Origin of the sequence: Pseudomonas oryzihabitans (genome assembly GCF_032027545.1) — a bacterium.
Lineage (GTDB): Bacteria > Pseudomonadota > Gammaproteobacteria > Pseudomonadales > Pseudomonadaceae > Chryseomonas > Chryseomonas oryzihabitans_F.
In genome coordinates this window covers 285400-308988 of the sequence record NZ_JAVSJB010000004.1, presented here as the reverse complement: position 1 = coordinate 308988, position 23589 = coordinate 285400, and the positions used below count along the sequence as shown (strand labels likewise).

Genomic DNA, 23589 nt, shown 5'->3' with positions numbered 1-23589 from the left:
CTGCCCTCCCCGCCGCTGTGGAAAATGCTTGCGATGAATCCGTCCCTGGAGGCCGTCAAGGCCTATCTGCTCGACCTGCAGGAGCGCATCTGCGCCGCACTGGAAGCCGAGGATGGCGCGGCGCTTTTCGTCGAGGACGCCTGGACCCGGCCGACCGGCGGCGGTGGTCGCACCCGGGTGATCGCCGAGGGCGCCGTGCTGGAAAAGGGCGGCGTGAACTTCTCCCACGTGCATGGCGACAGCCTGCCCCCCTCCGCCAGCGCCCATCGCCCGGAACTGGCCGGGCGCAGCTTCGAGGCCATGGGCGTGTCCCTGGTCATGCACCCGCACAATCCCCATATCCCCACCGCCCACGCCAATGTGCGCTTCTTTTTCGCCGAGAAGCCCGGCGAGGCACCGGTCTGGTGGTTCGGCGGTGGCCTCGACCTCACTCCCTACTACGGCGACGAAGCCGACTGCGTGCATTGGCACCAGGTCTGCCATGACGCCTGCGCGCCCTTCGGCGCCGACGTCTATCCGCGCTACAAGGCCTGGTGCGACCGCTACTTCCACCTCAAGCACCGCGGCGAACCGCGGGGCATCGGTGGCCTGTTCTTCGACGATCTCAACGAATGGGACTTCGCCACCTGCTTCGCCTTCCAGCGCGCCATCGGCGATGCCTTCGTCGAGGCCTACCTGCCCATCGTCCAGCGCCGTCGCCACCAGCCCTATGGCCAGGCCGAGCGCGAATTCCAGGCCTATCGCCGCGGGCGCTACGTGGAATTCAACCTGGTCTACGACCGCGGCACCCTGTTCGGCCTGCAATCCGGCGGGCGTACCGAGTCCATCCTCATGTCGCTACCGCCCGAGGTGCGCTGGGGCTACGACTGGAAGCCCGCGCCCGGTTCGCCCGAGGCGCGCCTGACCGATTTCTTCCTCACCGACCGCGACTGGCTCGCCCTCGCACCCACGCCCGCAGGATAGTCTCCATGGATCGCTACGCCGTCTTCGGCAACCCCATCGCCCACAGCAAGTCGCCGCTGATCCACAGCCTGTTCGCCGACCAGACCGGCCAGCGGCTGCATTACGGCCCCCTGCTGGCGCCCCTGGATGGCTTCACCGAAAGCGCCCGCAGCTTCTTCCAGAGTGGCCTGGGTGCCAACGTCACGGTGCCCTTCAAGGAAGAGGCCTACCGGCTGTGCGACGAACTCACCGCGCGTGCGCGCCGCGCCGGGGCGGTGAACACCTTGAAGCGCCAGGCGGATGGCCGCCTGCTGGGCGACAACACCGACGGCGCCGGCCTGGTACGGGATCTCACCGTCAATGCCGGCCTGCAGCTGGAAGGCCGGCGGATCCTGGTGCTGGGCGCCGGCGGCGCCGTACGGGGTGTGCTGGAGCCGCTGTTGGCCTGTAAGCCGGGGCAATTGGTGCTGGCCAATCGCACCGAGCTCAAGGCGGTGCAACTGGCGCGGGAATTCGTCGAGCTAGGCGTCATCGAGGTGGCGGCCTTCTCCACCCTGCGCGAGTCCTTCGACGTCATCATCAACGGCACCTCGGCCAGCCTCGGCGGAGGACGTCCGCCGCTGTCGGAAGCGGTGATCGGCCCGCAGACGGTGACCTACGACATGATGTACGGCAAGGACCTCACCCCCTTCAACCGCTGGGCCCTGGACGAAGGTGCCTTCCACAGCCTGGACGGCCTGGGCATGCTGGTGGAACAGGCTGCCGAGGCCTTCGAACTCTGGCGCGGCATACGTCCTGACAGCGCCCCGGTGCTGGCGGAGCTGCGGCGGCAGTTGGGGTGATGGGATAGCTGGCTCGGCGACCGCAAGGGCGTTTGTGGCCGAGACGGTTCTGGGACTCCAATCGCGGTCATGGGCCGCTCCTACAGGCTCGGACGCAACTGTAGGAGCGGCCCATGGCCGCGATCAAAGGCTAGGCCCCTCCTCCCCATACCCCTCGGCCAGGTGCTGGTCCTTGAGCTTCACGTAGTTGCCGGCGCTGTAGCTGAAGAAGGCGCGTTCCTTTTCCTCCAGCGGGCGGATCTGCTTGACCGGGCGGCCGACGTAGAGATGGCCACTTTCCAGGCGCTTGCCCGGTGGGACCAGGCTGCCGGCACCGATCACCACCTCGTCTTCCACCACCGCGCCATCCATGACGATGCTGCCCATGCCCACCAGTACCCGGTCGCCGATGCTGCAGCCGTGCAGGGTCACCTGGTGGCCGACGGTGACGTCGGCGCCGATCAGCAAGGGATAGCCATCCGGATTGAAGGGCCCGGCGTGGGTGATGTGCAGCACGCTGCCGTCCTGGATGCTGGTGCGGGCGCCGATCCGGATGCGATGCATGTCGCCGCGGATCACCGTCAGCGGCCATACTGAGCTGTCCGCGCCGAGCTCGACGTCGCCGATCACCACGGCGGTGGCATCGACGAAGGCGCGTGCGCCCAGTTGCGGGGTTTTACCCTGGAAGGTCCTTATGGTCACGATAGATACCTTTTCTCGTCGGAAGGGTCTTGAGACCTATTAGGATGGGCTCCATATAGACCTGTCAAAGCCATCGCCCCGAGGGGAACGCCGTGAGCGCCAGCAATCCGCTGCTTCAGTCCTACGACCTGCCGCCCTTTTCCGCCATCAAGCCCGAGCACGTCGAGCCAGCCATCGACACCGTCCTCGCCGAGAACCGCGCCGCGCTGGCCAAGCTGCTGGAGACTCAGAAAGAGCACCCTACCTGGGCTGGCCTGGTGCTGGCGATGGACGAGCTGAACGATCGGCTGGGCCAGGCTTGGAGCCCCATCGGCCACCTCAATGCCGTGTGCAACAGCCCTGAGCTACGCGCTGCCTACGAGGCCTGCCTGCCCAAGCTGTCGGCCTATTCCACCGAAATCGGCCAGAACAAGGACCTCTTCCAGGCCTACAGCCGCCTGTCCGAGAGCGAGGAAGTCAAGGGCTTCGACGTCGGCCAGCAGACCACCCTGGAACACGCTCTGCGCGACTTCCGCCTGTCCGGCATCGACCTGCCGCCGGCCGAGCAGCAGCGCTACGCCGCCATCCAGGCGCGCAAGTCCGAGCTGGGCAGCAAGTTCTCCAACCAGTTGCTCGACGCCACCCAGGCCTGGACCAAGCACCTCACCGACGAAGCGGCCCTGGCCGGGCTGCCCGAGTCGGCCAAGGCGCAACTGCAGGCCGCCGCCCAGGCCAAGGAGCTGGACGGCTGGCTGGTGACCCTGGAATTCCCCAGCTACTACGCGGTGATGACCTACGCCGACGACCGTGCCCTGCGCGAAGAGGTCTATGCTGCCTATGCCACCCGCGCCTCCGAACAGGGCCCCAACGCCGGCCAGTTCGACAACGGCCCGGTGATGGAAGAACTGCTCGACCTGCGCCAGGAACTGGCTCAGCTGCTGGGTTATGCCAACTACGCCGAGCTGTCCCTGGCCACCAAGATGGCCGAGAGCAGCGACCAGGTGCTGGGCTTCCTGCGTGATCTCGCCGTGCGCTCCAAGCCTTTCGCCCAGCGCGACCTGGAAGAACTGCGCGCCTTCGCCGCCGAACAGGGCGTGCAGGATCTGCAGAGCTGGGACACCGGCTACTTCGCCGAGAAGCTGCGTCAGCAGCGCTATTCGCTGTCCCAGGAAGAGGTGCGTGCCTGGTTCCCGGTGGACAAGGTGCTGTCCGGCCTGTTCGCCACGGTGCAGAAGCTCTATGGCATCGAGATCGCCGAGTTGCGCGACTTCGAGAAGTGGCACCCGGATGTCCGCCTGTTCGAGATCAAGGAAAACGGTACCTCCATCGGCCGCTTCTACTTCGATCTCTATGCCCGCGCCAACAAGCGTGGCGGTGCCTGGATGGACGGTGCCCGTGACAAGCGCCGCGATGCCCAGGGCCGGCTGATCGATCCGGTGGCCTACCTGGTGTGCAACTTCACCCCGGCCAGCCCCGGCAAGCCGGCGCTGCTCACCCATGACGAGGTGACCACCCTCTTCCACGAATTCGGCCATGGCCTGCACCACCTGCTGACCCGCGTCGAGCATGCCAGCGTTTCCGGTATCAACGGCGTGGCCTGGGATGCGGTGGAGCTGCCCAGCCAGTTCATGGAGAACTGGTGCTGGGAGCCCGAGGGCCTGGCGCTGATCTCCGGCCACTACGAAACCGGCGAGCCCTTGCCCCAGGAGCTGCTGGACAAGATGCTGGCGGCGAAGAACTTTCAGTCCGGCCTGATGATGCTGCGCCAGCTGGAATTCTCGCTGTTCGACTTCGAGCTGCACGCCACCCATGGCGATGGTCGCAGTGTGCGTGACGTGCTGGAAGGCATCCGCGACGAGATCTCGGTGGTGCGTCCGCCGGCCTACAACCGCTTCCCCAACAGCTTCGCGCACATCTTCGCCGGCGGTTACGCGGCGGGTTACTACAGCTACAAATGGGCTGAGGTGCTCTCCGCCGATGCCTTCGCCAAGTTCGAGGAAGAAGGCGTGTTCAACCCGGAAACCGGGCGTGCCTTCCGCGAAGCCATCCTGGCCCGCGGCGGCTCCCAGGCGCCCATGGTGCTGTTCGTCGACTTCCGCGGTCGTGAGCCCAGCATCGACGCCCTGCTCCGCCATTCCGGGCTGAGCGAGGAAGCGGCGTGAGCGAGCCGATCCGCAAGAGGTTCATCGCCGGGGCCGTATGTCCGGCGTGCCAGGCGCAGGACACCCTGAAGATGTGGACCCAGGAGGGCACGCCCCATCGCGAGTGTGTGTCCTGCGGCTACAGCGACACCCTGGACGAACGCGGCAATTCGGTCCCCAAGGAATTACCGACGCGAGTCAACATCAGTGCGCTGAAGCCCAGGAAGCCCGACCCCAAGGTACAGGCCGTACAGTTCTTTCCCAATCCCAAGCTGAAGAAGCCGGACTAGCCTGCGGCCCGCTCCGGAAGACCGCGTCGGGTGAAGCATCCGGCGCGGTTTTTCTGTCTTCGCGGGTCGAGTTTCGTCTATTGGAGCCTTGGTGGAGGTCTGGAAAATGCTACCCAGGGGTGGGGGGTCCTAAAGGTTATCCACAAAAGCGTAATTCGATAGCCAGCCGATCATCTTTTTAATCTATTGATATAAAAGGATTTTTTCGTAGTTATCGGACGAGATTCGATTTTTTCCGGCGACTTATACCGATTTTATCCCGGATTTATCCACAAGCCTGAGGTCCGGAAATGACCCGGGAGTCTTCGGTACGATTCGCGATCCAACGCATACCCGAATCGCTTCGATCATCGCTTAAGGAGACGCCATGCGTACCCTGCTGTCCATCGCGACGCTCTGCCTGTTCAGCAACCTGGCCCTGGCAGCTCCTCCGGGAGGCGGCCCGGATGGGCCCGACGATCATGGTCCTCGTGGCCCGGCCTGGCAGGACGCGGGCAAGCCACCTGGCCAGGATCATGGTCCCGATCGGCGTCCACCGGGACGACCCGGTGTCGGCCCGGCAGCGGGCGGGCCGGGTGATCTTGGTCCGGCGCGGGACCGCATCCGGGCACTGCGCGGCCAGATCGGCCCGGGCGGCGAGTTGCCGCCGGGGCTGCGCCTGGAGCAGGGGCGTCCGCTACCGCCGGGCTATGGCCGGCCCTTGCCGCCCGGCATCGTCAAGCAACTGCCGGACTATCCCGGCTACCAATGGCGTCAGCTGGGTACCGACGTGGTGCTGATCGCCGTCGGCACCGGCCTGGTCTATGCCATTCTGCAAGGTGTGTTGGACTAGTGTGGTGTTCCAGACGTTATCTACACAGTCTTGGCGGCGCTTTTTCGCCGCAGAGGCGGATCTCCTGTACGGCGTTGCCACTCCTCGCCATAGCCCTGCTATGACTCGTCGCGGCGCCTGGCCCATCGTGGCGCCGAACCGGCTAAAAAATCACCCGCCACTTCCTGCGCGAACGTCTGAAACACCACGCTAGGATTCCAGGCTGATCACGACCTTGCCGATGTGTTCCTGGGCCGCCAGATAGCGATAGGCCGCCGCCGCCTCGTCGAAGGCGAAGATTCGATCGATGAGGGGTTCGAGGCGTTGCGCGGCGAGCAGGCGATTCATCGCTTCGAACATTTCCCGCGAGCCGACGAAGATGCCGTCCAGGACCAGGCCGCGCTGCATCACGGCGATGGGATTGAAGTCGCCTGCGCTGAGCACGCCGATCAGGTGCACTGCGCCTCCTGGTCGGGTGGCTCGCACCGAACGTTGCAGGGTACCTGCGCCACCGACCTCGACCACATGGTCGACGCCCAGCCCTCCGGTCAGCCGCAGTACCTCGTCCTGCCACTCCGGATGGGTGCGGTAGTTGATCGTGGCATGGGCGCCCAGGGCTTGCGCCCGGGCCAGCTTGGCATCGCTGGAAGAGGTGAGGATGATCTGGGCGCCCGCGGCTCGCGCGAACTGCAGGGCGAACATGGACACCCCGCCGGTCCCCAACAGCAGCACCTGCTGGCCGGCAGTGAGCGGACGGGCGCTGGCGAAGAGTGCATGCCAGGCGGTGACCGCGGCACACGGCAGGGTGGCGCCCTGGGCATAGCTCAGGTGGTCGGGCAGCCGTACCAGGCCGTGCTGGTCGAACAGCACGTAGTCGGCCAGCACGCCGTCGATCACTCCACCCAAGGCGGTCCCGGCATATTCGGGAGCCAGGGCACCGGCCAGCCAGCCCTGCATGAAGAGACCGGCGACCCGGTCACCGACCGCCACCCGGGTCACCGCCTCGCCGACGGCGACCACCTCGCCGGCCCCGTCGGAGAGCGGTACCAGGTCACGTGGCAGTTCCGCGCGACCATAGCGGCCCTCGGCGACCAGCAGATCGCGGTAGTTGAGCGAGGCCGCCTTCATGCGGACCAGCACCTGGCCGCGGGCAGGCTCTGGAATGGGACGTTCCACCTGAACGAGGGCAGCGGGACCGGTGGGGTGGGACAGGGTGTAGACACGCATGGAAACCTCCCTGGCACAGTGCCAGTCCAGTTTTCAGTAGAATAGCGACCACGCGCGGCCCACCGTGCTCCCCAGCGGACAAGAAACCGCGCCGCCTTCCATCGGTCTCAACGCCAATCGCTCGCCAAGGATTTCCCATGAGAAGCCTGCCCCGTCTGCTGCCACTGGCCCTGTTCGCCTTGCTCATGGGGCAAGGGACGTCCGCCCGCGCCGAGCCCGGCTTGTTCAACCTGCTGGTCGGCAGCTACACCGGGGGCAGCAGCCAGGGGCTGTACGTCTACCGCTTCAACAGCCGCAACGGCCAGATCGACGGCCCGCTGCGCATCGTCAAGGCGTCCAATCCGTCCTTCCTCACCCTGTCGCGGGACGGTCGTACCCTGTTCGCGGTCAACGAGAACGGCCGGGGCTCGACCGGCGACACCATCGGCCGGGTCACCTCCTATCGCTTCGAGCCGGGCAATGGCCGGTTGCAGCAGGTCAGCCAGGTCAAGAGCCTGGGCGACGAGCCCACTCATTCCAGCCTCAGCAATGACGGCAAGTACCTCTTCGTGGCCAACTATTCCAGCCTGCCGGAAGGCTCCCTGGCGGTGCTGCCGATCCAGGAGGGCGGGGTACTCAGCCCGGTGGCGCAGATCGAATTCCACCAGCCCAGCGAGCAGCATGAACGCCAGCAGTCCAGCCACGTGCACGCGGCGGTGACCACCCCGGATGGCCGCTTCGTCTTCGCCCCGGACCTGGGCGCGGACAAGGTCTTCGTCTATCGCTACCTGCCCCAGCAGCCGGAACGACCGCTGGTGGCCGCCGAGACGCCCTTCGTGCCGGTGCCGGAAGGCAGCGGGCCGCGCCACCTGGTGTTCAGCGCCGATGGCCGCTACGCCTACCTGACCCTGGAACTGGCCGGCCAGGTGATGGCCTTCGCCCACCAGGACGGCATGCTGCGCCAGTTGCAGACCTACAGCCTGACGCCCCAGGAATTCACCGGCGAGCGCGATGCCGGCGCCCTTCACCTGTCCGGCGACGGTCGCTTCCTCTATGTGGCCAGTCGCGGCACCGACAACCAGCTGGCGGTGTTCGCGGTGAATCCCGATGGCACCCTGACCTTCGTCGAGCGTCATCCGGTCAATGGCCTGGCGCCGCGGGAATTCGCCATCGATCCGTCCGGCCGTTTCCTGCTGGTGGCCAACCAGAAATCCAACCAACTCAAGGTCTTCGCCCGCGACCCCGACAGCGGCAAGCTCGGCGATGAATTGCAGAGCCTGGACGTGGGGGCGCCGGCCGACCTCAAATTCGTCGCGGTACCCTGAGAAGCTGATGACCCTCTTCGACCGTCTGCACCACGTGGCACTGATCTGCGCCGACTACGAGCGTTCCCGCCACTTCTACACCGAGATCCTTGGCCTGCCGGTGATCGCCGAGACCTATCGCGAGGCCCGGCGCTCCTGGAAGCTGGACCTGGCGGTGGGCGAGCATGCCCAACTGGAGCTGTTCTCCTTTCCCGATGCGCCGCCCAGGCCCTCGCGTCCCGAGGCCCAGGGGCTGCGTCACCTGGCCTTCGCCGTGGCCGACCTGGACGCCACCGTCGCCCACCTGCAGGCGCATGGGGTGGTCACCGAGCCGATCCGCACCGACGAACTGACCGGCAAGAGATTCACCTTCTTCGCCGACCCCGACGACCTGCCGCTGGAAGTCTACGAGCGCTGAGTACCTCTCAGGTCGCCAGCCGTGCGCCGGCCAACGACTCGCGCGGGGTCTCCAGCTCTTCCAGCAGCCAGTCGAGAAAGCGCTGCACCAATCGTTGGCGCCGCTTGCGCTCGGGCAGGACCGCGTAATAGCCATAGATCGAGGTCGCCGCGCCCAGGCAGGGGCGGCACAGCAGGTTCTGGGCGAGCAGCTCGTCCACCAGGTGGCGCCAGCCGATGGCCACGCCCTGCCCGGCGATGGCGGCCTGGATCACCAGGGTGTAGTTGTCGAAACTGAGTACGGCGCCGTTCGGGTTAGTGGTCGGCGATGGGCAGTCGAGGGCCGCCAGCAGGGCCGGCCAGTCATACCAGCGACTGTTGGGCGCCGCCTTCAGATGCAGCAGTGGCCAACCCGACAGCTGAGCCTGCGGCACGGGTAGCGCCTGATCCGCCACCAGGCGCGGACTGCAGACCGGAAAGACTTCCTCGCGAAACAACGGCCAAGCCTCGCCGTGCTTGAAGCGGCCATCGCCGAAGGTCAGGGCCACATCCACCTCGGCACCCACCGCCGGCAGGCGGTCACTGGTGATCAGGCTGACGTCCAGCTGGGGATGCCGGGCATGAAAGCGCGGTAGGCGCGGCAATAGCCAGTAGGCGGCGAAGGCGAAGTCGGTCGCCACCTGCAGCACCTCGTGGGCCGGCTGGGCGGTGATGGCGCGCAACCCCTCATCGATATTGGCGAGCCCTGTCTCTACGTGCTGCTGGAGCAACTGGCCAGCTGCGGTCAAGGCGATGCCGCGGTGGATACGGTCGAACAGCCGGGTGTCCAGCTGCGCCTCCAGCCGTTTGATCTGCTGGCTTACCGCCGGCTGGGTGGTACCCAGCTCCGTGGCGGCGAGGGTAAAGCTCAGGTGGCGGGCCACGGTGGCGAAAACCCGCAGGCTGTCCAGCGAAAGCGTATTCATAGGCGCGGCTAAATTTCCCCATGCAGCAGCCGATAGGAAAAACTGATCACAGCGATAGCGTCTTCCTGATCACAAGAAATGTGAGCAAATTCACAAAAAAGTCTTCTAAGGACCTTTTGTTTGTACCTACTTGAACAGCTATCCGTTTCTGGAGCTTGCTATGAATGGTTTCGCTAATGCCAGGCTGGCGGTCAAGTTGCTGACCGCCTTCGTCGCCTGCGCCTGTATCACCCTGATCGTCGGCTTTCTTGGCAGCCGGGGCATTTCCAGCCTGTCCGATGCCCTGAAGCTGGCCTTTTCCAACAACCTGGTCTCGGTGAGCAATACCAATGCCGCCACCACCTATGCCGTGGCACAGAATCGCGATCTCTATCGCCTGGTCTCCCTGACCGCCATCGGTGCCGACGCCAACCAGATGGATCGGGTACGCGAGAACCTGAGGACCAACCAGTTGGCCAGCGAAAAGGCCTTCGCCATCTATCGCGCCACCCCGCTGGAGGACGACGAACGCGCGGCTGGCGACCAGATGGACAAGGATTGGCCGCTGTACCAAGCCAGCGTCCAACGCACCCTGGCCGCCCTGCAGCAGGGTGACATGAACCGGGTCCGCGACCTGCTCAATAGTGAGGTTCAGACCAACTATGAGAAGGTGCTGGATGAGCTCAAGATCATGGTGGATTCCAACAATCGCCAGATCGGCGAGGGCGCCCAGGACGCTGACACCAGGGCCTACCAGGCCAACCTGATGCTCTATTCCGGCATCCTGGTGGCCTTCATCGTGGCCATCGCCCTGGGCCTACTCATCACCCGTTCCATCACCGGCCCCATCGGCCAGGCCGTGGCCTGTGCCCGCCGCATCGCCGCGGGCGACCTGACCCAGACCATCGTCAATCACCGCCGCGACGAACCGGGTCAGTTGCTCGATGCCCTGGCAGGTATGCAACGCAATCTGAAGGAGACCCTGCAGGAAATCGCCGGGGCTTCCGATCAGCTCGCCTCGGCCGCCGAAGAACTCACGGCGGTGACCGATGAGAGTTCCCGTGGCCTGGTCCGGCAGAACGATGAGATCCAGCAGGCCGCTACCGCGGTGAACCAGATGACCAGCGCCGTGGAAGAGGTGGCGCGCAATGCCTCATCCACGTCCACCGCCTCGCAGTCCACCAGTGAAGCAGCCGAAGCGGGCCGTGGCCAGGTCCAACAGGCGGTGGGCGCCATCGATACGATGACCGCGGAACTGGGTACCTCCAGCCAGACCGTGCAGCAACTGGCCGATCAGGTACGGGACATCGGCAAGATGGTGGATGTGATCCGCAGCATCGCCGAGCAGACCAACCTGCTGGCGCTCAACGCCGCCATCGAAGCGGCCCGGGCCGGCGAGCAGGGGCGTGGCTTCGCCGTGGTGGCCGACGAGGTACGGGCGCTAGCGGCGCGGACCCAGGCCTCTACCGGCGAGATCGAAAGCCTGATCGGCGGCGTCCAGCAGACCGCCGACCAGGCGGTACGCGCCATGGACGGCAGTCAGGTCCGCGCCCAGGACACCCAGCGCCTGGCCCAGGCCGCCGGCGAGGCACTGGCGCGTATCACCCAGGCCGTGGCCAGTATCAACGAGCGCAACCTGGTGATTGCCAGTGCGGCCGAAGAGCAGGCCCAGGTGGCCCGCGAGGTGGATCGCAACCTGAGCAACATCCAGGACCTCTCGACCCAGACCGCTGCCGGTGCCAACCAGACCAGTGCCTCCAGCCAGGACCTCTCGCGGCTGGCCACCTCCTTCAACCAGCTAGTCGCTCGCTTCCAACTGTAATGGCAGAATTCGGATAAGCCAGGCTTATCCGAAACATCAGCTTGGCTGACCTTTACCGCGCTATACCTCCTGCCGATCATGGGACCCATAAGTCAACTTGATCCGGCAGGAGATCTTTCGTGCAGCAGCCCAACATCCTCTTCCTCATGGCCGACCAGATGGCGGCGCCCATCCTGCCGCTGTACGACGCCGACTCGCCGATCAAGCTGCCGAATCTGCAGCGTCTGGCCGAGCGCGCCGTGGTGTTCGATTCGGCCTATTGCAACAGCCCGCTATGCGCCCCCTCGCGCTTCACTTTGGTAAGCGGCCAGTTGCCGTCGAAGATCGGCGCCTACGACAACGCCGCCGATTTCGCCGCCGACATTCCCACCTATGCCCATCACCTGCGTCGCCTCGGCTATCGCACGGCGCTGTCGGGCAAGATGCACTTCTGCGGCCCGGATCAGCTGCACGGCTACGAAGAGCGTCTGACCAGCGACATCTATCCCGCCGACTACGGCTGGGCGGTGAACTGGGACGCACCGGACGTGCGCCCGAGCTGGTACCACAACATGTCCTCGGTGCTGCAGGCCGGGCCCTGCGTGCGCACCAACCAGCTGGACTTCGACGAGGAGGTGGTCTTCAAGGCGCGCCAGTACCTCTACGATCATGTGCGCCGCGGTGACGACCAGCCCTTCTGCCTGACCGTGTCCCTGACCCATCCCCACGATCCCTACACCATCCCGCGGGAATTCTGGGATCTGTACGCAGGGATCGACATCCCCCTGCCCGACGACGTTATCCCCCAGGCCGAGCAGGACCCCCACAGCCAGCGGCTGCTCAAGGTGATCGACCTCTGGGACAAGCCCCTGCCCGCAGCCAAGATCCGCGACGCCCGCCAGGCCTACTACGGTGCCTGCAGCTACGTCGACGCCCAGGTCGGCCACCTGCTCAAGACCCTGGAGGAGTGCGGTCTCGCCGAGGATACCGTGATCGTCTTCTCCGGCGACCATGGCGACATGCTCGGGGAGCGTGGGCTCTGGTACAAGATGCACTGGTTCGAGATGGCCGCGCGGGTGCCCTTGCTGATCCATGCCCCGGCGCGCTTCGCGCCGGCGCGGGTGTCGGCTTCGGTGTCGACGATGGATCTGCTGCCGACCTTCGTCGAGCTGGCCGGCGGGAGCCTGCCCGAGGACCTGCCACTGGACGGGCGCTCGCTGCTGCCGCACCTGGAAGGACGCGGCGGGCACGACGAGGTCATCGGTGAATACCTGGCCGAGGGGACCGTGAGTCCGCTGCTGATGATCCGCCGCGGCGCCTACAAGTACATCCACTGCGAACAGGACCCGCCGCTGCTGTTCGATCTGCAGAACGATCCGCTGGAGCAGGAGAACCTGGCCGGCAGCGCCGATTACGCCGAGCTGCTCGCCGCCTTCCGGCAGGAAGTCCGCCAGCGCTGGGATCTGCCGCGCCTGCACGAGGAGGTGCTGGCCAGCCAGCGGCGCCGGCGCTTCGTCGCGACGGCCCTGGCGCAGGGCGTGCGGACCAGCTGGGATCACCAGCCCTTCGTCGATGCCACCCAGCAGTACATGCGCAACCATATCGATCTCGACGACCTGGAGCGCCGCGCTCGCTACCCGCAACCCTGAACCTCACTGGATGGAGAACGGCCATGCAACAAGGAATAATCGCGACCCTAACCCTGGGCCTTGCCCTGACCAGCCTGGCGGCCCAGGCCGAGGACCAGGCCTGCGCCACCGTCCGCCTCGCCGATCCGGGCTGGAGCGACATCGCTGCCACCAACGCCCTTACCGGAGTGGTGCTGCAAGCCCTGGGCTATGGCAGCAAGGTCGAGACCCTGGCCGTCCCCATCATCTATGGCGGCCTGGCCAACGGCCAGGTGGACGCCTTCCTCGGCAACTGGATGCCCGCGCAGCAGGCGCACTACGACCAGTTCGTGAAGAGCGGCCAGGTGACCGAGCTGGCGCAGAACCTCAGCGGTACCGAGTTCACCCTGGCGGTGCCCACCTACGTCTGGGAGGCTGGGGTGAAGACCTTCGCCGACCTCGCCAAGCACGCCGACCAGTTCGACAAGAAGATCTACGGCATCGGCGCCGGCGCCCCGGCCAACCAGTCCCTGCAGAAGATCATCCAGGGCGGTGAATACGGCCTGGGCGGCTGGCAGCTGGTGGAATCCAGCGAACAGGCCATGCTGTCCCAGGTCGGGCGGGCGGTGAAGCGTGACAAGTGGATCGTGTTCCTCGGCTGGACACCCCATCCCATGAACGTCGACTACCCGATCAAGTACCTCAGCGGCGGCGAGAAATACTTCGGTACCGCCGGCACGGTGAATACCCTGACGCGCAAGGGCTACGCCGAGCAGTGCCCCAATCCGGCACGGTTGCTGACGAACATGAAATTCACCCTGGACATGGAAAACGCCATCATGAGTGCCGCGCGGGACAAGGGCGGCAGCTATCCGGCGGCGGCCAAGGCCTGGCTGCGGGCCCATTCCCAGGTGTTGGAACCCTGGCTGCAGGGCGTGACCACCCGTGACGGCAAGCCCGGCCTGGCGGCGGTCCAGGGCGTCCTCTGATGATGGCCTTCGACAGGTGACGCTTGCCATGGCAGGTTCGCCGTAGCCTGAAAATCCACGCCAAGCGCTCTAGGACAAGCCGATGGACGTAGGCATTTGGGTGGCGAACCGGCTTGAGCTGGGACTCGAATCGGTTCCTAATTAAAGGTGTTAACTAATTAGGCAAGATTAACCATCGAGCTTTCATCTCCCTTGCCGCTCGGGCGGTCGCGAGGCTTTCCAATGGAATGGTTTTCCCATCTGCGGTTGGGTCTGAAGCTACAGATCGCCTTCGTCAGTTGTGCGCTCATCACCCTGGTCATCGGGGGGTTGGGTAGTCTGGGGACTACGCGGCTGTCCAACGACCTGCAGCAGGTGTTCGCCCACGACCTGATGTCCTATGCCAAGGTCGCCGAGGCCAAGGCCGCGGCCATTTCCCACAACCGCGACGTCTACGTGGTGCTGTCGATGACCTTTGGCGGGGCGCCCAAGAGCGAGATCGCGGAGACCTTGACCGAGCTGGAAAGCTACCGGCGGACCAGCGAACAGACCATCGCCAGCTATCGCGCCCTGCCGCTGCAGGGGGACGAGCGCGCGCTGGGTGCACCGCTCGAAGCCCAGTGGTCGGCCTACCAGGCCAGTTCGGCGAAGGTCCTCGCGGCACTGGCCGCGAGCGACCTGGCGGGGGTGCCCGACATCCTGCGTAACGAGTTCTTTCCCCTCTATCTGCAAGTGATGGACACCTTCGACAAGCTGAGCGCACTCAAGAATCAGCAGATCGGTGCCGGTGCCGAGCAGGCGGCCATCACCGCCGACAGCGTCAAGTCCGAGCTCTATACCGGGATCGGCATCGCCTTCGTCGTGGCGATCGGTCTGGGACTGCTGATCACCCGCTCCATCACGGCGCCCATCGGCGTCGCCGTGACGACCGCGCGCCGCATCGCCGAAGGCGATCTGAGCGGGGTGATCCGCAGTTCCCGCCGTGATGAACCAGGGCAATTGCTGCAGGCGCTGGAGCGCATGCAGGAGCAGCTCAAGCTCACCCTGCAGGAAATCACCGGCGCCGCCAAACGCCTGGCGACGGCGGCTGGCGGCCTCGATAGAGTCACCGACGAGAGCGTCCAGGGACTGGAGCGGCAGCATGATGAAATCCAGCAGGCAGCCACGGCTGTGACCGAGATGACCACTGCGGTGGAAGAGGTCGCCCGCAATGCGGTGTCCACCTCCGAAGCCACGCGCAACGCCAATCAGGGTGCCGAGACCGGGCGGGCTCGGGTGCAGGAGGCTGTCGGGGCCATCGACGGCCTGAGTCAGGGCCTGGGGTCGTCCAGTGCCACGGTCGAGCAACTCGCCGGGCAGGTGGACAGCATCGGCAGCGTGGTGGACGTCATCCGCAGTATCGCCGAGCAGACCAATCTCCTGGCCCTGAACGCGGCCATCGAGGCGGCCCGGGCCGGTGATCAGGGCCGGGGCTTCGCCGTGGTGGCCGATGAAGTCCGGGCCCTGGCCGCCCGGACCCAGGCGTCCACCGGGGAGATCGAGCGGATGATCGGCGGCGTGCAGCAGAGCGCCGTGCAGGCGGTCCGTGCCATGGGCGATAGCCAGGGACTGATCCAGGATACTCAGGGCGCCGCGCGGTTGGCGGACCAGGCCCTGGCACAAATCACCCAGATGGTGAGTGACATCAACGAGCGCAATCTGGTCATCGCCAGCGCTGCGGAGGAGCAGGCGCAGGTGGCGCACGAAGTGGATCGCAACCTGAACAACATCCAGCAACTGTCGAACCAGACCGCGACGGTTGCCCAGCAGACGCGACAGGCCAGCAAGGAGCTGCTGCAGGTGACCGATGTCTTTACCGGACTGGTAGCGCGGTTCCGCCTCTAAGAGCCTGTTCAAAATCTGCTGCGCGTCGGCCAAACGGCGTTGAAAAGGCCCTGGAAGGCCAGTCCCGCCTGGGGGCCCCGACGCAATGCTCATTTACCCCTCGTAAACCCGAGCGCGGGTCCGATCCGCTTCCTCAGCCCTTTGATTCGCTGGCGCTCACCCTGCGGGCCAGCCATTGGCTGTTACTCCCTTTGGTCGTTGCGCCTTGTTTGGCTACAGCTCGCGAGACTTTGCACAGGCTTCAAGTCCTCATCTCAGCCCCAGCCGCTTCGCCAGCCGGGCGAGGTTGGCGCGGTCAAGCCCCAGGGCCGCGGCGGTCAGCGTCCAGTTCTGCTGGTGCTGTTCCAGGGCCAGGGTGATGGTCTGGCGCTGGAAGGCGTCGGTGGCATCGCGCAAGGTGGTGCCGCTGTCCTGCTCGTCGGCCACGGGCAGGGCCGCGGCGGCCACCGGCAGGCCGAGCTGATCGTTGTCCAGGGTCAGGATGCCGCCGACTTCCGAGGTTTCGGCGTTGGCCTTGAGCGCTGCCCGGCTGATCAGGTGGGACAGCTCGCGAACGTTGCCCGGCCAGGCGTAGGCCAGCAGCGTCCGCTGCGCCGCCGGGGCCAGCCGCAGGCCGCGCAGCCCCAGGCGCGCGCGATTCTGCTCCAGGTAGAAGCCGGCCAGCAGCAGCACGTCGCGGCCACGCTCGCGCAGCGGTGGTACCAGCAGCGGATAGACGCTCAGGCGGTGATAGAGATCGGCGCGGAAGCGCCCGGCGCGCACCGCCTCGGCCAGGTCGCGATTGGTCGCCGCCACGATGCGCACATCGACGATGAGTTCGCGATCCGTGCCCAGGCGTTGCAGTTGACCGCTCTGCAGCACCCGCAGCAGCTTGGCCTGGGCGGCGAGAGACAACTCGCCCACTTCGTCGAGGAACAGGGTGCCGCCATCGGCCAGCTCGAAGCGGCCACGGCGCTCGCTGACCGCGCCGGAAAAGGCGCCCCGGGCATGGCCGAACAGCTCGCTTTCCACCAGGGCCTCGGGCAGGGCCGCGCAATTGAGGCTGATCAGCGGCCGCTGCTGGCGCCGCGAGCGGGCGTGGACCGCCTCGGCCACCAGCTCCTTGCCAACGCCGGTCTCGCCGGTGATGAGTACCGTCAGGTCGCTGGCCGCCACCGTCTCGATCTCCTGGCGCAGGCGCTGGCTGGCCGGACTCTGGCCAATCAGTTCCCGGGGTCGCTGGTGCCCCACCGATTGCTGGTAGGCCAGGGCCAGTTCGTGCTCGCTGACCAGGCGTACGGAGAGCTGGCGGATGCGCTCGGCCGCCGCCACGGTGGCCGCCGCCAGGCCGGCGAAGGCGGCGAGGGTGGTGAGATCCTGGGGCTGGGCATTCTGCGCCTGCAGCGAATCCAGGGTCAGCAGACCCCAGAGCTGGTCCTGCACATAGAGCGGACAGCCCAGGCAGTCATGGACCACCAACTGCCCATGCAGGCCTTCCACCAGGCCGTCATAGGGATCGGGCAGGTCGCAGTCGGCGGCGAAGCGGGTAGGGGTGCGACTCGCCAGCAGCAACGCCAGGCGCGGATGCTCGGCGACCTTGAAGCGTCGGCCCAGGGTATCGGCATTGAGGCCGTGTACCGCCAGGGGCACCAGTACCTCGCCTTCCAGGCGCAGCAGGGCTACGGCATCGAAGGGCAGGATCTTGCGCAGCGCCGCCAGCAGGGTGGCATAGCGCTGCTGATCGGGCAGGTCGCGGGCCAGATCGGCGACCAGCGGGATCATCACTTCGAGCAGGGTAGGGATAGTCAATTTGACCTCAGGGAGTCACGGGGACCTGGTCATTATGACCTGGCACTCCGGTAAAAGCCTGTATTGGCGCGACTTTTCACCTGGCATGACTCATGAAAAGAGCAGGGCAGTCCTGTTTGGAGATTCCTGCCATGCCGTCATCCGACCAAAGAGCCATCATCAAGGCCACCATCCCGCTGCTGGAAACGGGTGGTGAGGACCTGACCCGGCATTTCTACGACAAGCTGCTCGGCGACAATCCCGAGATCCGCCCGTTGTTCAATGGCGCCCACCAGGCCAGCGGTGCCCAGGCCCGGGCGCTGGCGCGGGCGGTCCTGATGTATGCCCGGAACATCGAGCGACTGGATACCCTGGAGCCGCTGGTCGAGCAGATCGTCAACAAGCACGTCTCGCTGCAGGTCCAGCCGGATCACTATCCGTTGGTCGGTATCGCCCTGCTGCAGAGCATCCGCGAGGTGCTCGGGGCCGAAGTCGCCAGCGACGCGGTGATCGACGCCTGGGCCGCTGCCTATGGCCAGCTGGCCAATATCCTGATCGGGGCCGAGGAGCGCAAATACGCGGCCCAGGCCGAGGCCGCCGGTGGCTGGCGCGGCGCCCGGCCGTTCCGCATCGCGCGGATCGAACCGGAAAGCGAGGAAATCAGCTCCTTCTACCTGGAGCCGGTGGACGGCCTGCCGACCAGCATCGCCCAACCCGGCCAGTACCTGGGGTTGAGCATCACCCTGGAGGGCGTCGAATACCGCCGCAACTATTCGATCTCGGCGGCCAGCAGTGGTCAGGGCTATCGAATCAGCGTCAAGCACCAGCCGGGTGGCCTGGTCTCGCGCTTCCTGCACAGCGAGGCCCATGAAGGCACTGTGCTGCAGGTCTTCGCGCCAGCCGGGGAGTTCGTCCTGCAGGAGTCGACCAAGCCGCTGCTGCTGATCGCCGGCGGCGTGGGTATCACACCCTTGCTGCCGATGGTCTCGGCGGCGCTGCCCAGTGGGCGGCCGATCCAGGTCATCCACTGCACGCGCCATCCCGGGGCGCAGGCCTTCGGTCACTGGCTGGAAGAGCTCGCCGCCCACCACCCGCAGCTGCAGCTGTATTTCTGCTACAGCCAGCCGGTGGCGGGCGAGGCCCTGGCATCGCGCCTGGATCTGCTGCGCCTGCAGCGCTGGCTGCCCAAGGAGCGTGACCTGGACGCCTATGTCCTGGGCCCGCAGCCGTTCATGGCCCAGGTGCGCCGCGATCTGCTCGAGCTGGGGGTACCGCGAGGGCAGATCCGCCACGAGTTCTTCGGACCTGCCACGGATCTCTGAAAAGGAAACGCCCGCGACCAGGAGGTAGCGGGCGTTTCACCGGCAGACGAAAAGCGCCACCGGGCGGCAGCGCCTCCAGCCGGATCTAGCGGCGCTGGTAGACGATGTCCTTGCTACCGGCCTCACAGCTGCCCACGACCTTGGCGGCTGCCGTGGCACTGCCCTTGTCCACCACCTCGAGGCTATAGTTCGCCACGTGCTTGGCTTGCAGCTTGGCATCGATATCGGCCTTGACCGTGTCGCACGAGGTGCCTGCGGCGAAAGCGCCGCCGCTCAGGGCCAACAAACCGAGGGTCATCACGAGTCTACGCATCTTGCCTGTCCTTTTGCGGGGGGAGAGGGATTACGGCTCAGCTGGCTTCGATACGGAAGCCGATCTTCAGGGTGACCTGATAATGCGCCACCTTGGCGTCCTGGATATGACCACGAATCTCGCCGACTTCGAACCATTCGAGGTTCTTCACCGACTTGGCGGTCTCGGCCAGGGCGTTGTTGATGGCGTCTTCGACGCTGGTGGTGGAGGAGCCGACGATTTCCAGCTTCTTGTAGGTGTGGTGATCGGACATGAACAATCTCCTGAGTCAGCAATGACGGGCGTTGCAACCTACGGTTGGCAACGCATTGACCGGTGTCGCGGTCGACTCGCCGGGAAAGGTGCCGCTGTCGTTTCAGGCCGCGAAAAGCCCCGATAAGTTCACTGCCCGGGCTCTCGCGCAAGGCTTTGCTGCACTTTCAAGCGGCTTGGCAGTCACATTTCCTGAATCCGTCCACCTCAGGAGGTTGTCATGGCCCGTAACACCGATTACCAGGCGTCCATCGCCAGCATCGAGAATGAAATCAGCAGCCTGCTCGACTCGCTGGCATCCCTGAAGAAGACTGCGGCCCGCGAATCCCGGAGCAGCCTGCATTCCTTCAAGAACACCGCCCGCGAGGCGCTGAATCATTCCGGTGATTCCCTGGAAGAGGTCTACGACGACGTGCGCCGCCTGACCCGCCAGTACGGTCGCGCTGCCACCGGCGTCGCGCGTGAGCATCCCTGGGCCACCGTCGGCATCGCCGCTGGCGTGACCATCCTGGTCGGTTGGGCACTGCTGCGCGGCGATCACTGATAGCCTCAGCGAGGGCATCCTCCTGGATGCCTTCCGCCTGGCAATTCAGCTTTCGGCCAGCTCCGCCTCGAGCCAGGCCGCCAAGCGCTCCACCCGCTCATCCACCAGCCGGCCAGGCGCCCACAACGCCAGCTCCGCGCCAGTGTCTGCAAAACCCCAAGGCGCCACCAGCCGCCCTGCCTTGAGATCAGCCACCACCAGGGGTTCCGGCGCGATCGCCACCCCCAGTCCCGACAGGGCTGCCTCCAGCAGGTAATAGAGGTGCTCGAAGCCCTGCCCGTACTTCAGCTCTGGCGTGGCCACGCCCTGCAAGGCGAACCATTGCGGCCAGGCCTGGGGGCGCGACAGGGTGTGCAACAACCGCTCCGCTCGCAGCGCCGACAGCTTGCCTTCCTTCAGCCGCAGATAGGCCGGACAGTAGGGGCTCAGCACCGGCCCTATGCGCTCGGGTGCCAGGTGATAGGCGCGGACTTCCGCGGGAGGATCGCTCTCGGCGAACAGCAGGGTGGCGTCCTGGCCGGCGGCGTGCAGCTCGGTATCATCGGTGCGGGTCGACAGGTGCAGCCGCAGCTCGGGTAGATCCCGGTTGAGGCGATCCAGCCGCGGGATGAACCAGCGGGCAACCAGGCTGCCCGGGCACCCCAGCACGAAGGGTCCCTGGCGACTGCCGGCCTTGAGTTCCGCGCACACCTCGCGCAGCCGGGCGAAGGTCTCGGCGCTCACCTCGCGCAGTCGCTGGCCGGCCTCGGTCAGTGCCAGCCCCCGTCCTTCACGGCGGAACAAGGCGACCCCGAGCTGTTCCTCCAGCACACGTATCTGCCGACTCACGGCGCCATGGGTCACGTGCAGCTCATCACCGGCGCGGCTCATGCCACCCAGGCGTGCTGTGGCCTCGAAGGCCCGCAGGGCATTCAACGGCGGTAACTCGCGAGAATCGCTCATCTGTGAGATTTCCTGACGGATCATCGCGATCTTATCGATTTATCGCCAGCGCTCAAGCGAGTAAGGTGGAGCCATCTTCGCAGGAGAACCTCATGAACCAGTTCGCTTATCGCCAGGGCCCCGACGCCCAAGGCATGTTCGGCCAGTTCGGCGGCCGCTATGTCGCCGAGACCCTGATGCCGCTGATCCTCGATCTGCAGCGCGAATACGAGACCGCCATGCACGACCCGGCGTTCCTCGAAGAGCTGGCCTACTTCCAGCGTGACTACGTCGGCCGACCCAATCCGCTGTATTTCGCCGAGCGCCTCACCGAGCACTTCGGTGGCGCCAAGATCTACCTCAAGCGCGAAGAGCTGAACCACACCGGCGCGCACAAGATCAACAACTGCATCGGCCAGATCCTCCTGGCCAAGCGCATGGGCAAGACCCGCATCATCGCCGAGACCGGCGCCGGCATGCACGGGGTGGCTACCGCTACCGTGGCCGCGCGTTTCGGCCTGCCCTGCGTCATCTACATGGGCAGTACCGACATCGATCGCCAGCAGGCCAACGTCTTCCGCATGAAGCTACTGGGCGCCGAGGTGATCCCGGTCACCGCCGGCACCGGCACCCTCAAGGACGCCATGAACGAGGCCCTGCGCGACTGGGTGACCAACGTCGCCGACACCTTCTACCTGATCGGTACCGTGGCCGGTCCGCATCCCTATCCGGCCATGGTCCGTGACTTCCAGGCGGTGATCGGTCGCGAGACCCGCGCCCAGATCCTGGAGAAGGAAGGACGCCTGCCCGACAGCCTGATCGCCTGCGTCGGCGGTGGCTCCAACGCCATGGGCCTGTTCCATGAATTCCTCGACGATCCAGACGTGGCCATCGTTGGCGTCGAAGCCGGTGGTCATGGCGTTACCACCAGCAAGCATGCCGCCAGCCTCAACGGTGGCGTGCCCGGCGTGCTGCACGGCAATCGGACCTTCCTGTTGCAGGACGACGATGGCCAGATCATCGATGCCCACTCCATTTCCGCCGGCTTGGACTATCCCGGCATCGGCCCGGAGCACGCCCACCTGCACGACGTGCAGCGGGTCGAGTACGTGCCGATCAACGATGACGAGGCCCTCAAGGCCTTCCACCAGACCTGCCGTCTGGAAGGCATCATCCCGGCGCTGGAATCCGCCCATGCCCTGGCCGAAGCCTATAAGCGCGCTCCGCACCTGCCCAAGGACCACCTCATGGTGATCTGCCTCTCGGGCCGCGGCGACAAGGACATGCAAACCGTGATGAGCCACCTGGGAGACGCGCTATGAGCCGCCTGGAAACCCGTTTCGCCGCGTTGAAGGCCGAGGGCCGCGCGGCCCTGGTCACCTACACCACCGCCGGCGATCCGGACTACGCCACTTCCCTGGCGATCCTCAAGGGCCTGCCGGCCGCGGGCGCCGACGTGATCGAGCTGGGCATGCCCTTCACCGATCCCATGGCCGATGGCCCGGCCATCCAGGCCGCCGCCCTGCGCGCCCTGCATGCCGGGCAGAACCTGGCCAAGACCCTGGAGATGGTGCGCGACTTCCGTCGTGAGGAAGGGGAGACGCCGCTGGTGCTGATGGGCTACTACAACCCCATTCATCGTTATGGCGTGGAGCGTTTCCTGGCCGAGGCCGCGGAAGCCGGCGTGGACGGCCTGATCGTGGTCGACCTGCCGCCGGAGCACGACGCCGAGTTGGCGCTGCCGGCCCAGGCCGCGGGCATCGACTTCATCCGCCTGACCACCCCGACCACCGACGACGCCCGCCTGCCGCGGGTACTCAACACCAGCTCGGGTTTCGTCTACTACGTCTCCGTCGCTGGCGTGACCGGGGCCGGCTCGGCCACCACCGAGCACGTCGAGGCTGCGGTAGCGCGCCTGCGCCGCTTCACCGACCTGCCTCTCGCGGTGGGTTTTGGTATCCGTACGCCAGAGCAGGCGCGCGTCATCGCCCAGCTCGCCGATGGCGTGGTGGTGGGTTCGGCCCTGGTGGACCAGATCGCCAAGGCCGACTCCAGCGGCGCGGCCATCGATGGCGTGCTGGGTCTCTGCCGGCAGCTGTCGGAAAGCGTACGTACCGCTCGCTGAGGTGTAGCCGCAACAAAAAGGATCGCTCAGGCGTGATGCCAGTCAGTTAAGCATCGATCGCAGTCTGCACTGAGCTTCCAGCTACCCTGATGACCACCAAAAACGCCGCGTTCTCTTCACGAGAACGCGGCTTTTTTTACTGATCGGCATGGGGCAATGCCAGGCTGTTCAGGACCTCTACCTATCGCGGCCATGGCGGTCCGCCGTTGCGGCCGTTCCTACAGGTACAGCGTGCTTTTTGTAGGAGCAACAGTCTTATCGCGGCCCTGGGCCGCTCCTACAGCCTCCGGCGTAACCGTAGGAGCGGCCCAGGGCGCGCTAGCAGGCCTAAAGCCAGATCCAAGCTTCATCCGTCAGCACATAGCCACCCATGCCTTGCCGACTCGCTAGGCGAAGGCCCAACCGATCGGCATTGCCTCTCAGGCGGTCTTCATTGTGTCTGTACTCCAGCAGGCCTGTGCATAACCCTGTGAACAGTCTGTTCGCCATCGGAGCAAGGCCTTGGCATAGAAGGCTTTTGTCAGCTTTCGAGTTGTTGATCGATTATCG

Annotated in this window: 22 protein-coding genes and 2 pseudogenes; 17 read left to right on the top strand and 7 right to left on the bottom strand. The window is 65.8% G+C overall.

Annotation, left to right across the window (positions count from 1 at the left end):
• Window positions 1-33 precede the first annotated feature (33 nt).
• Entirely contained in the window at window positions 34-963 is a 930-nt protein-coding gene (gene hemF, locus RND78_RS08760; RefSeq protein ID WP_312727827.1) for an oxygen-dependent coproporphyrinogen oxidase, read from the top strand.
• A 5-nt stretch (window positions 964-968) separates the two neighbouring features.
• Entirely contained in the window at window positions 969-1784 is an 816-nt protein-coding gene (aroE, locus tag RND78_RS08755) for a shikimate dehydrogenase (protein ID WP_312727824.1), read from the top strand.
• 123 nt (window positions 1785-1907) lie between these two features.
• Here the strand turns inward: aroE and RND78_RS08750 are convergent, their stop codons facing one another.
• Window positions 1908-2465 (bottom strand): gamma carbonic anhydrase family protein, encoded by a 558-nt coding sequence (locus RND78_RS08750; protein ID WP_312727822.1) that lies wholly within the window; start codon window positions 2463-2465, stop codon window positions 1908-1910.
• Between the two features lie 92 nt (window positions 2466-2557).
• On the opposite strand from RND78_RS08750, the gene prlC reads away from it, so the two are divergent.
• The 3 genes from prlC (at window position 2558) to RND78_RS08735 (ending at window position 5707) form a co-directional block, all read left to right on the top strand.
• Window positions 2558-4606, top strand: coding sequence for an oligopeptidase A (gene prlC, locus RND78_RS08745; protein ID WP_312727821.1), 2049 nt, complete (start codon window positions 2558-2560; stop codon window positions 4604-4606).
• Complete coding sequence (locus RND78_RS08740) at window positions 4603-4875, top strand: YheV family putative zinc ribbon protein (protein ID WP_312727820.1); 273 nt, start codon at window positions 4603-4605, stop codon at window positions 4873-4875. The genes prlC and RND78_RS08740 overlap by 4 nt, the downstream gene beginning before the upstream one ends.
• Window positions 4876-5242: 367 nt before the next feature.
• Window positions 5243-5707: an anti-virulence regulator CigR family protein gene (locus tag RND78_RS08735; protein WP_312727819.1), complete on the top strand. Its 465-nt coding sequence runs from the start codon at window positions 5243-5245 to the stop codon at window positions 5705-5707.
• 189 nt (window positions 5708-5896) lie between these two features.
• Here the strand turns inward: RND78_RS08735 and RND78_RS08730 are convergent, their stop codons facing one another.
• Complete coding sequence (locus RND78_RS08730) at window positions 5897-6913, bottom strand: NAD(P)-dependent alcohol dehydrogenase (RefSeq protein WP_312727818.1); 1017 nt, start codon at window positions 6911-6913, stop codon at window positions 5897-5899.
• 137 nt (window positions 6914-7050) lie between these two features.
• Here RND78_RS08730 and RND78_RS08725 point away from each other — a divergent pair, with 137 nt between their 5' ends.
• Window positions 7051-8217 carry a lactonase family protein gene (locus tag RND78_RS08725; protein ID WP_312727817.1) on the top strand — a complete coding sequence of 389 codons (1167 nt, stop codon included), beginning with the start codon at window positions 7051-7053 and terminating at the stop codon, window positions 8215-8217.
• A 7-nt stretch (window positions 8218-8224) separates the two neighbouring features.
• Window positions 8225-8614, top strand: coding sequence for a VOC family protein (locus RND78_RS08720; RefSeq protein ID WP_312727814.1), 390 nt, complete (start codon window positions 8225-8227; stop codon window positions 8612-8614).
• A 7-nt stretch (window positions 8615-8621) separates the two neighbouring features.
• Here RND78_RS08720 and RND78_RS08715 read toward each other — a convergent pair whose 3' ends face one another.
• The gene (locus RND78_RS08715; RefSeq protein WP_312727813.1) at window positions 8622-9557 is read right to left on the bottom strand and encodes a choline sulfate utilization transcriptional regulator; all 936 of its coding nucleotides are present in this window, start codon (window positions 9555-9557) and stop codon (window positions 8622-8624) included.
• Window positions 9558-9717: 160 nt separating this feature from the next.
• On the opposite strand from RND78_RS08715, the pseudogene RND78_RS28230 reads away from it, so the two are divergent.
• The 6 genes and pseudogenes from RND78_RS28230 to RND78_RS28215 all read left to right on the top strand — a co-directional run.
• Window positions 9718-10503 (top strand): annotated as a pseudogene (locus tag RND78_RS28230) (MCP four helix bundle domain-containing protein); the annotation flags it as partial.
• Complete coding sequence (locus RND78_RS28225; RefSeq protein ID WP_409457032.1) at window positions 10495-11358, top strand: methyl-accepting chemotaxis protein; 864 nt, start codon at window positions 10495-10497, stop codon at window positions 11356-11358. The pseudogene RND78_RS28230 and the gene RND78_RS28225, both read left to right, overlap by 9 nt.
• Before the next feature lie 119 nt (window positions 11359-11477).
• Window positions 11478-12986 carry a choline-sulfatase gene (gene betC / locus RND78_RS08705; RefSeq protein WP_312727808.1) on the top strand — a complete coding sequence of 503 codons (1509 nt, stop codon included), beginning with the start codon at window positions 11478-11480 and terminating at the stop codon, window positions 12984-12986.
• 23 nt (window positions 12987-13009) lie between these two features.
• On the top strand, window positions 13010-13933 hold the full coding sequence (choX, locus tag RND78_RS08700) for a choline ABC transporter substrate-binding protein (protein ID WP_312727806.1): 924 nt from the start codon (window positions 13010-13012) through the stop codon (window positions 13931-13933).
• Between the two features lie 222 nt (window positions 13934-14155).
• Window positions 14156-14938, top strand: a pseudogene (locus RND78_RS28220) (Tar ligand binding domain-containing protein); the annotation flags it as partial.
• Window positions 14933-15796 carry a methyl-accepting chemotaxis protein gene (locus RND78_RS28215; RefSeq protein ID WP_409457031.1) on the top strand — a complete coding sequence of 288 codons (864 nt, stop codon included), beginning with the start codon at window positions 14933-14935 and terminating at the stop codon, window positions 15794-15796. The pseudogene RND78_RS28220 and the gene RND78_RS28215, both read left to right, overlap by 6 nt.
• A gap of 249 nt (window positions 15797-16045) precedes the next feature.
• Here RND78_RS28215 and norR read toward each other — a convergent pair whose 3' ends face one another.
• Complete coding sequence (norR, locus tag RND78_RS08690) at window positions 16046-17584, bottom strand: nitric oxide reductase transcriptional regulator NorR (protein ID WP_312727801.1); 1539 nt, start codon at window positions 17582-17584, stop codon at window positions 16046-16048.
• A gap of 131 nt (window positions 17585-17715) precedes the next feature.
• Between norR and hmpA the strand changes: the two genes are divergently transcribed.
• Window positions 17716-18885 carry an NO-inducible flavohemoprotein gene (gene hmpA / locus RND78_RS08685; protein ID WP_312727798.1) on the top strand — a complete coding sequence of 390 codons (1170 nt, stop codon included), beginning with the start codon at window positions 17716-17718 and terminating at the stop codon, window positions 18883-18885.
• 85 nt (window positions 18886-18970) lie between these two features.
• Here hmpA and RND78_RS08680 read toward each other — a convergent pair whose 3' ends face one another.
• Together RND78_RS08680 and RND78_RS08675 are read right to left on the bottom strand one after the other, a co-directional pair.
• Window positions 18971-19198 carry a DUF1161 domain-containing protein gene (locus tag RND78_RS08680; RefSeq protein WP_312727795.1) on the bottom strand — a complete coding sequence of 76 codons (228 nt, stop codon included), beginning with the start codon at window positions 19196-19198 and terminating at the stop codon, window positions 18971-18973.
• A 37-nt stretch (window positions 19199-19235) separates the two neighbouring features.
• Window positions 19236-19451 (bottom strand): dodecin, encoded by a 216-nt coding sequence (locus RND78_RS08675; RefSeq protein ID WP_007160169.1) that lies wholly within the window; start codon window positions 19449-19451, stop codon window positions 19236-19238.
• A 219-nt stretch (window positions 19452-19670) separates the two neighbouring features.
• On the opposite strand from RND78_RS08675, the gene RND78_RS08670 reads away from it, so the two are divergent.
• On the top strand, window positions 19671-19994 hold the full coding sequence (locus tag RND78_RS08670) for a DUF883 domain-containing protein (RefSeq protein ID WP_312727792.1): 324 nt from the start codon (window positions 19671-19673) through the stop codon (window positions 19992-19994).
• Window positions 19995-20039: 45 nt separating this feature from the next.
• Here the strand turns inward: RND78_RS08670 and RND78_RS08665 are convergent, their stop codons facing one another.
• Window positions 20040-20936, bottom strand: coding sequence for a LysR family transcriptional regulator (locus tag RND78_RS08665; protein WP_312727789.1), 897 nt, complete (start codon window positions 20934-20936; stop codon window positions 20040-20042).
• A 92-nt stretch (window positions 20937-21028) separates the two neighbouring features.
• Between RND78_RS08665 and trpB the strand changes: the two genes are divergently transcribed.
• Window positions 21029-22237 carry a tryptophan synthase subunit beta gene (gene trpB / locus RND78_RS08660; protein ID WP_312727786.1) on the top strand — a complete coding sequence of 403 codons (1209 nt, stop codon included), beginning with the start codon at window positions 21029-21031 and terminating at the stop codon, window positions 22235-22237.
• Window positions 22234-23040, top strand: a complete 807-nt coding sequence (gene trpA, locus RND78_RS08655) for a tryptophan synthase subunit alpha (RefSeq protein WP_312727784.1) — start codon at window positions 22234-22236, stop codon at window positions 23038-23040. The genes trpB and trpA overlap by 4 nt, the downstream gene beginning before the upstream one ends.
• The last annotated feature ends 549 nt before the right edge of the window (window positions 23041-23589 follow it).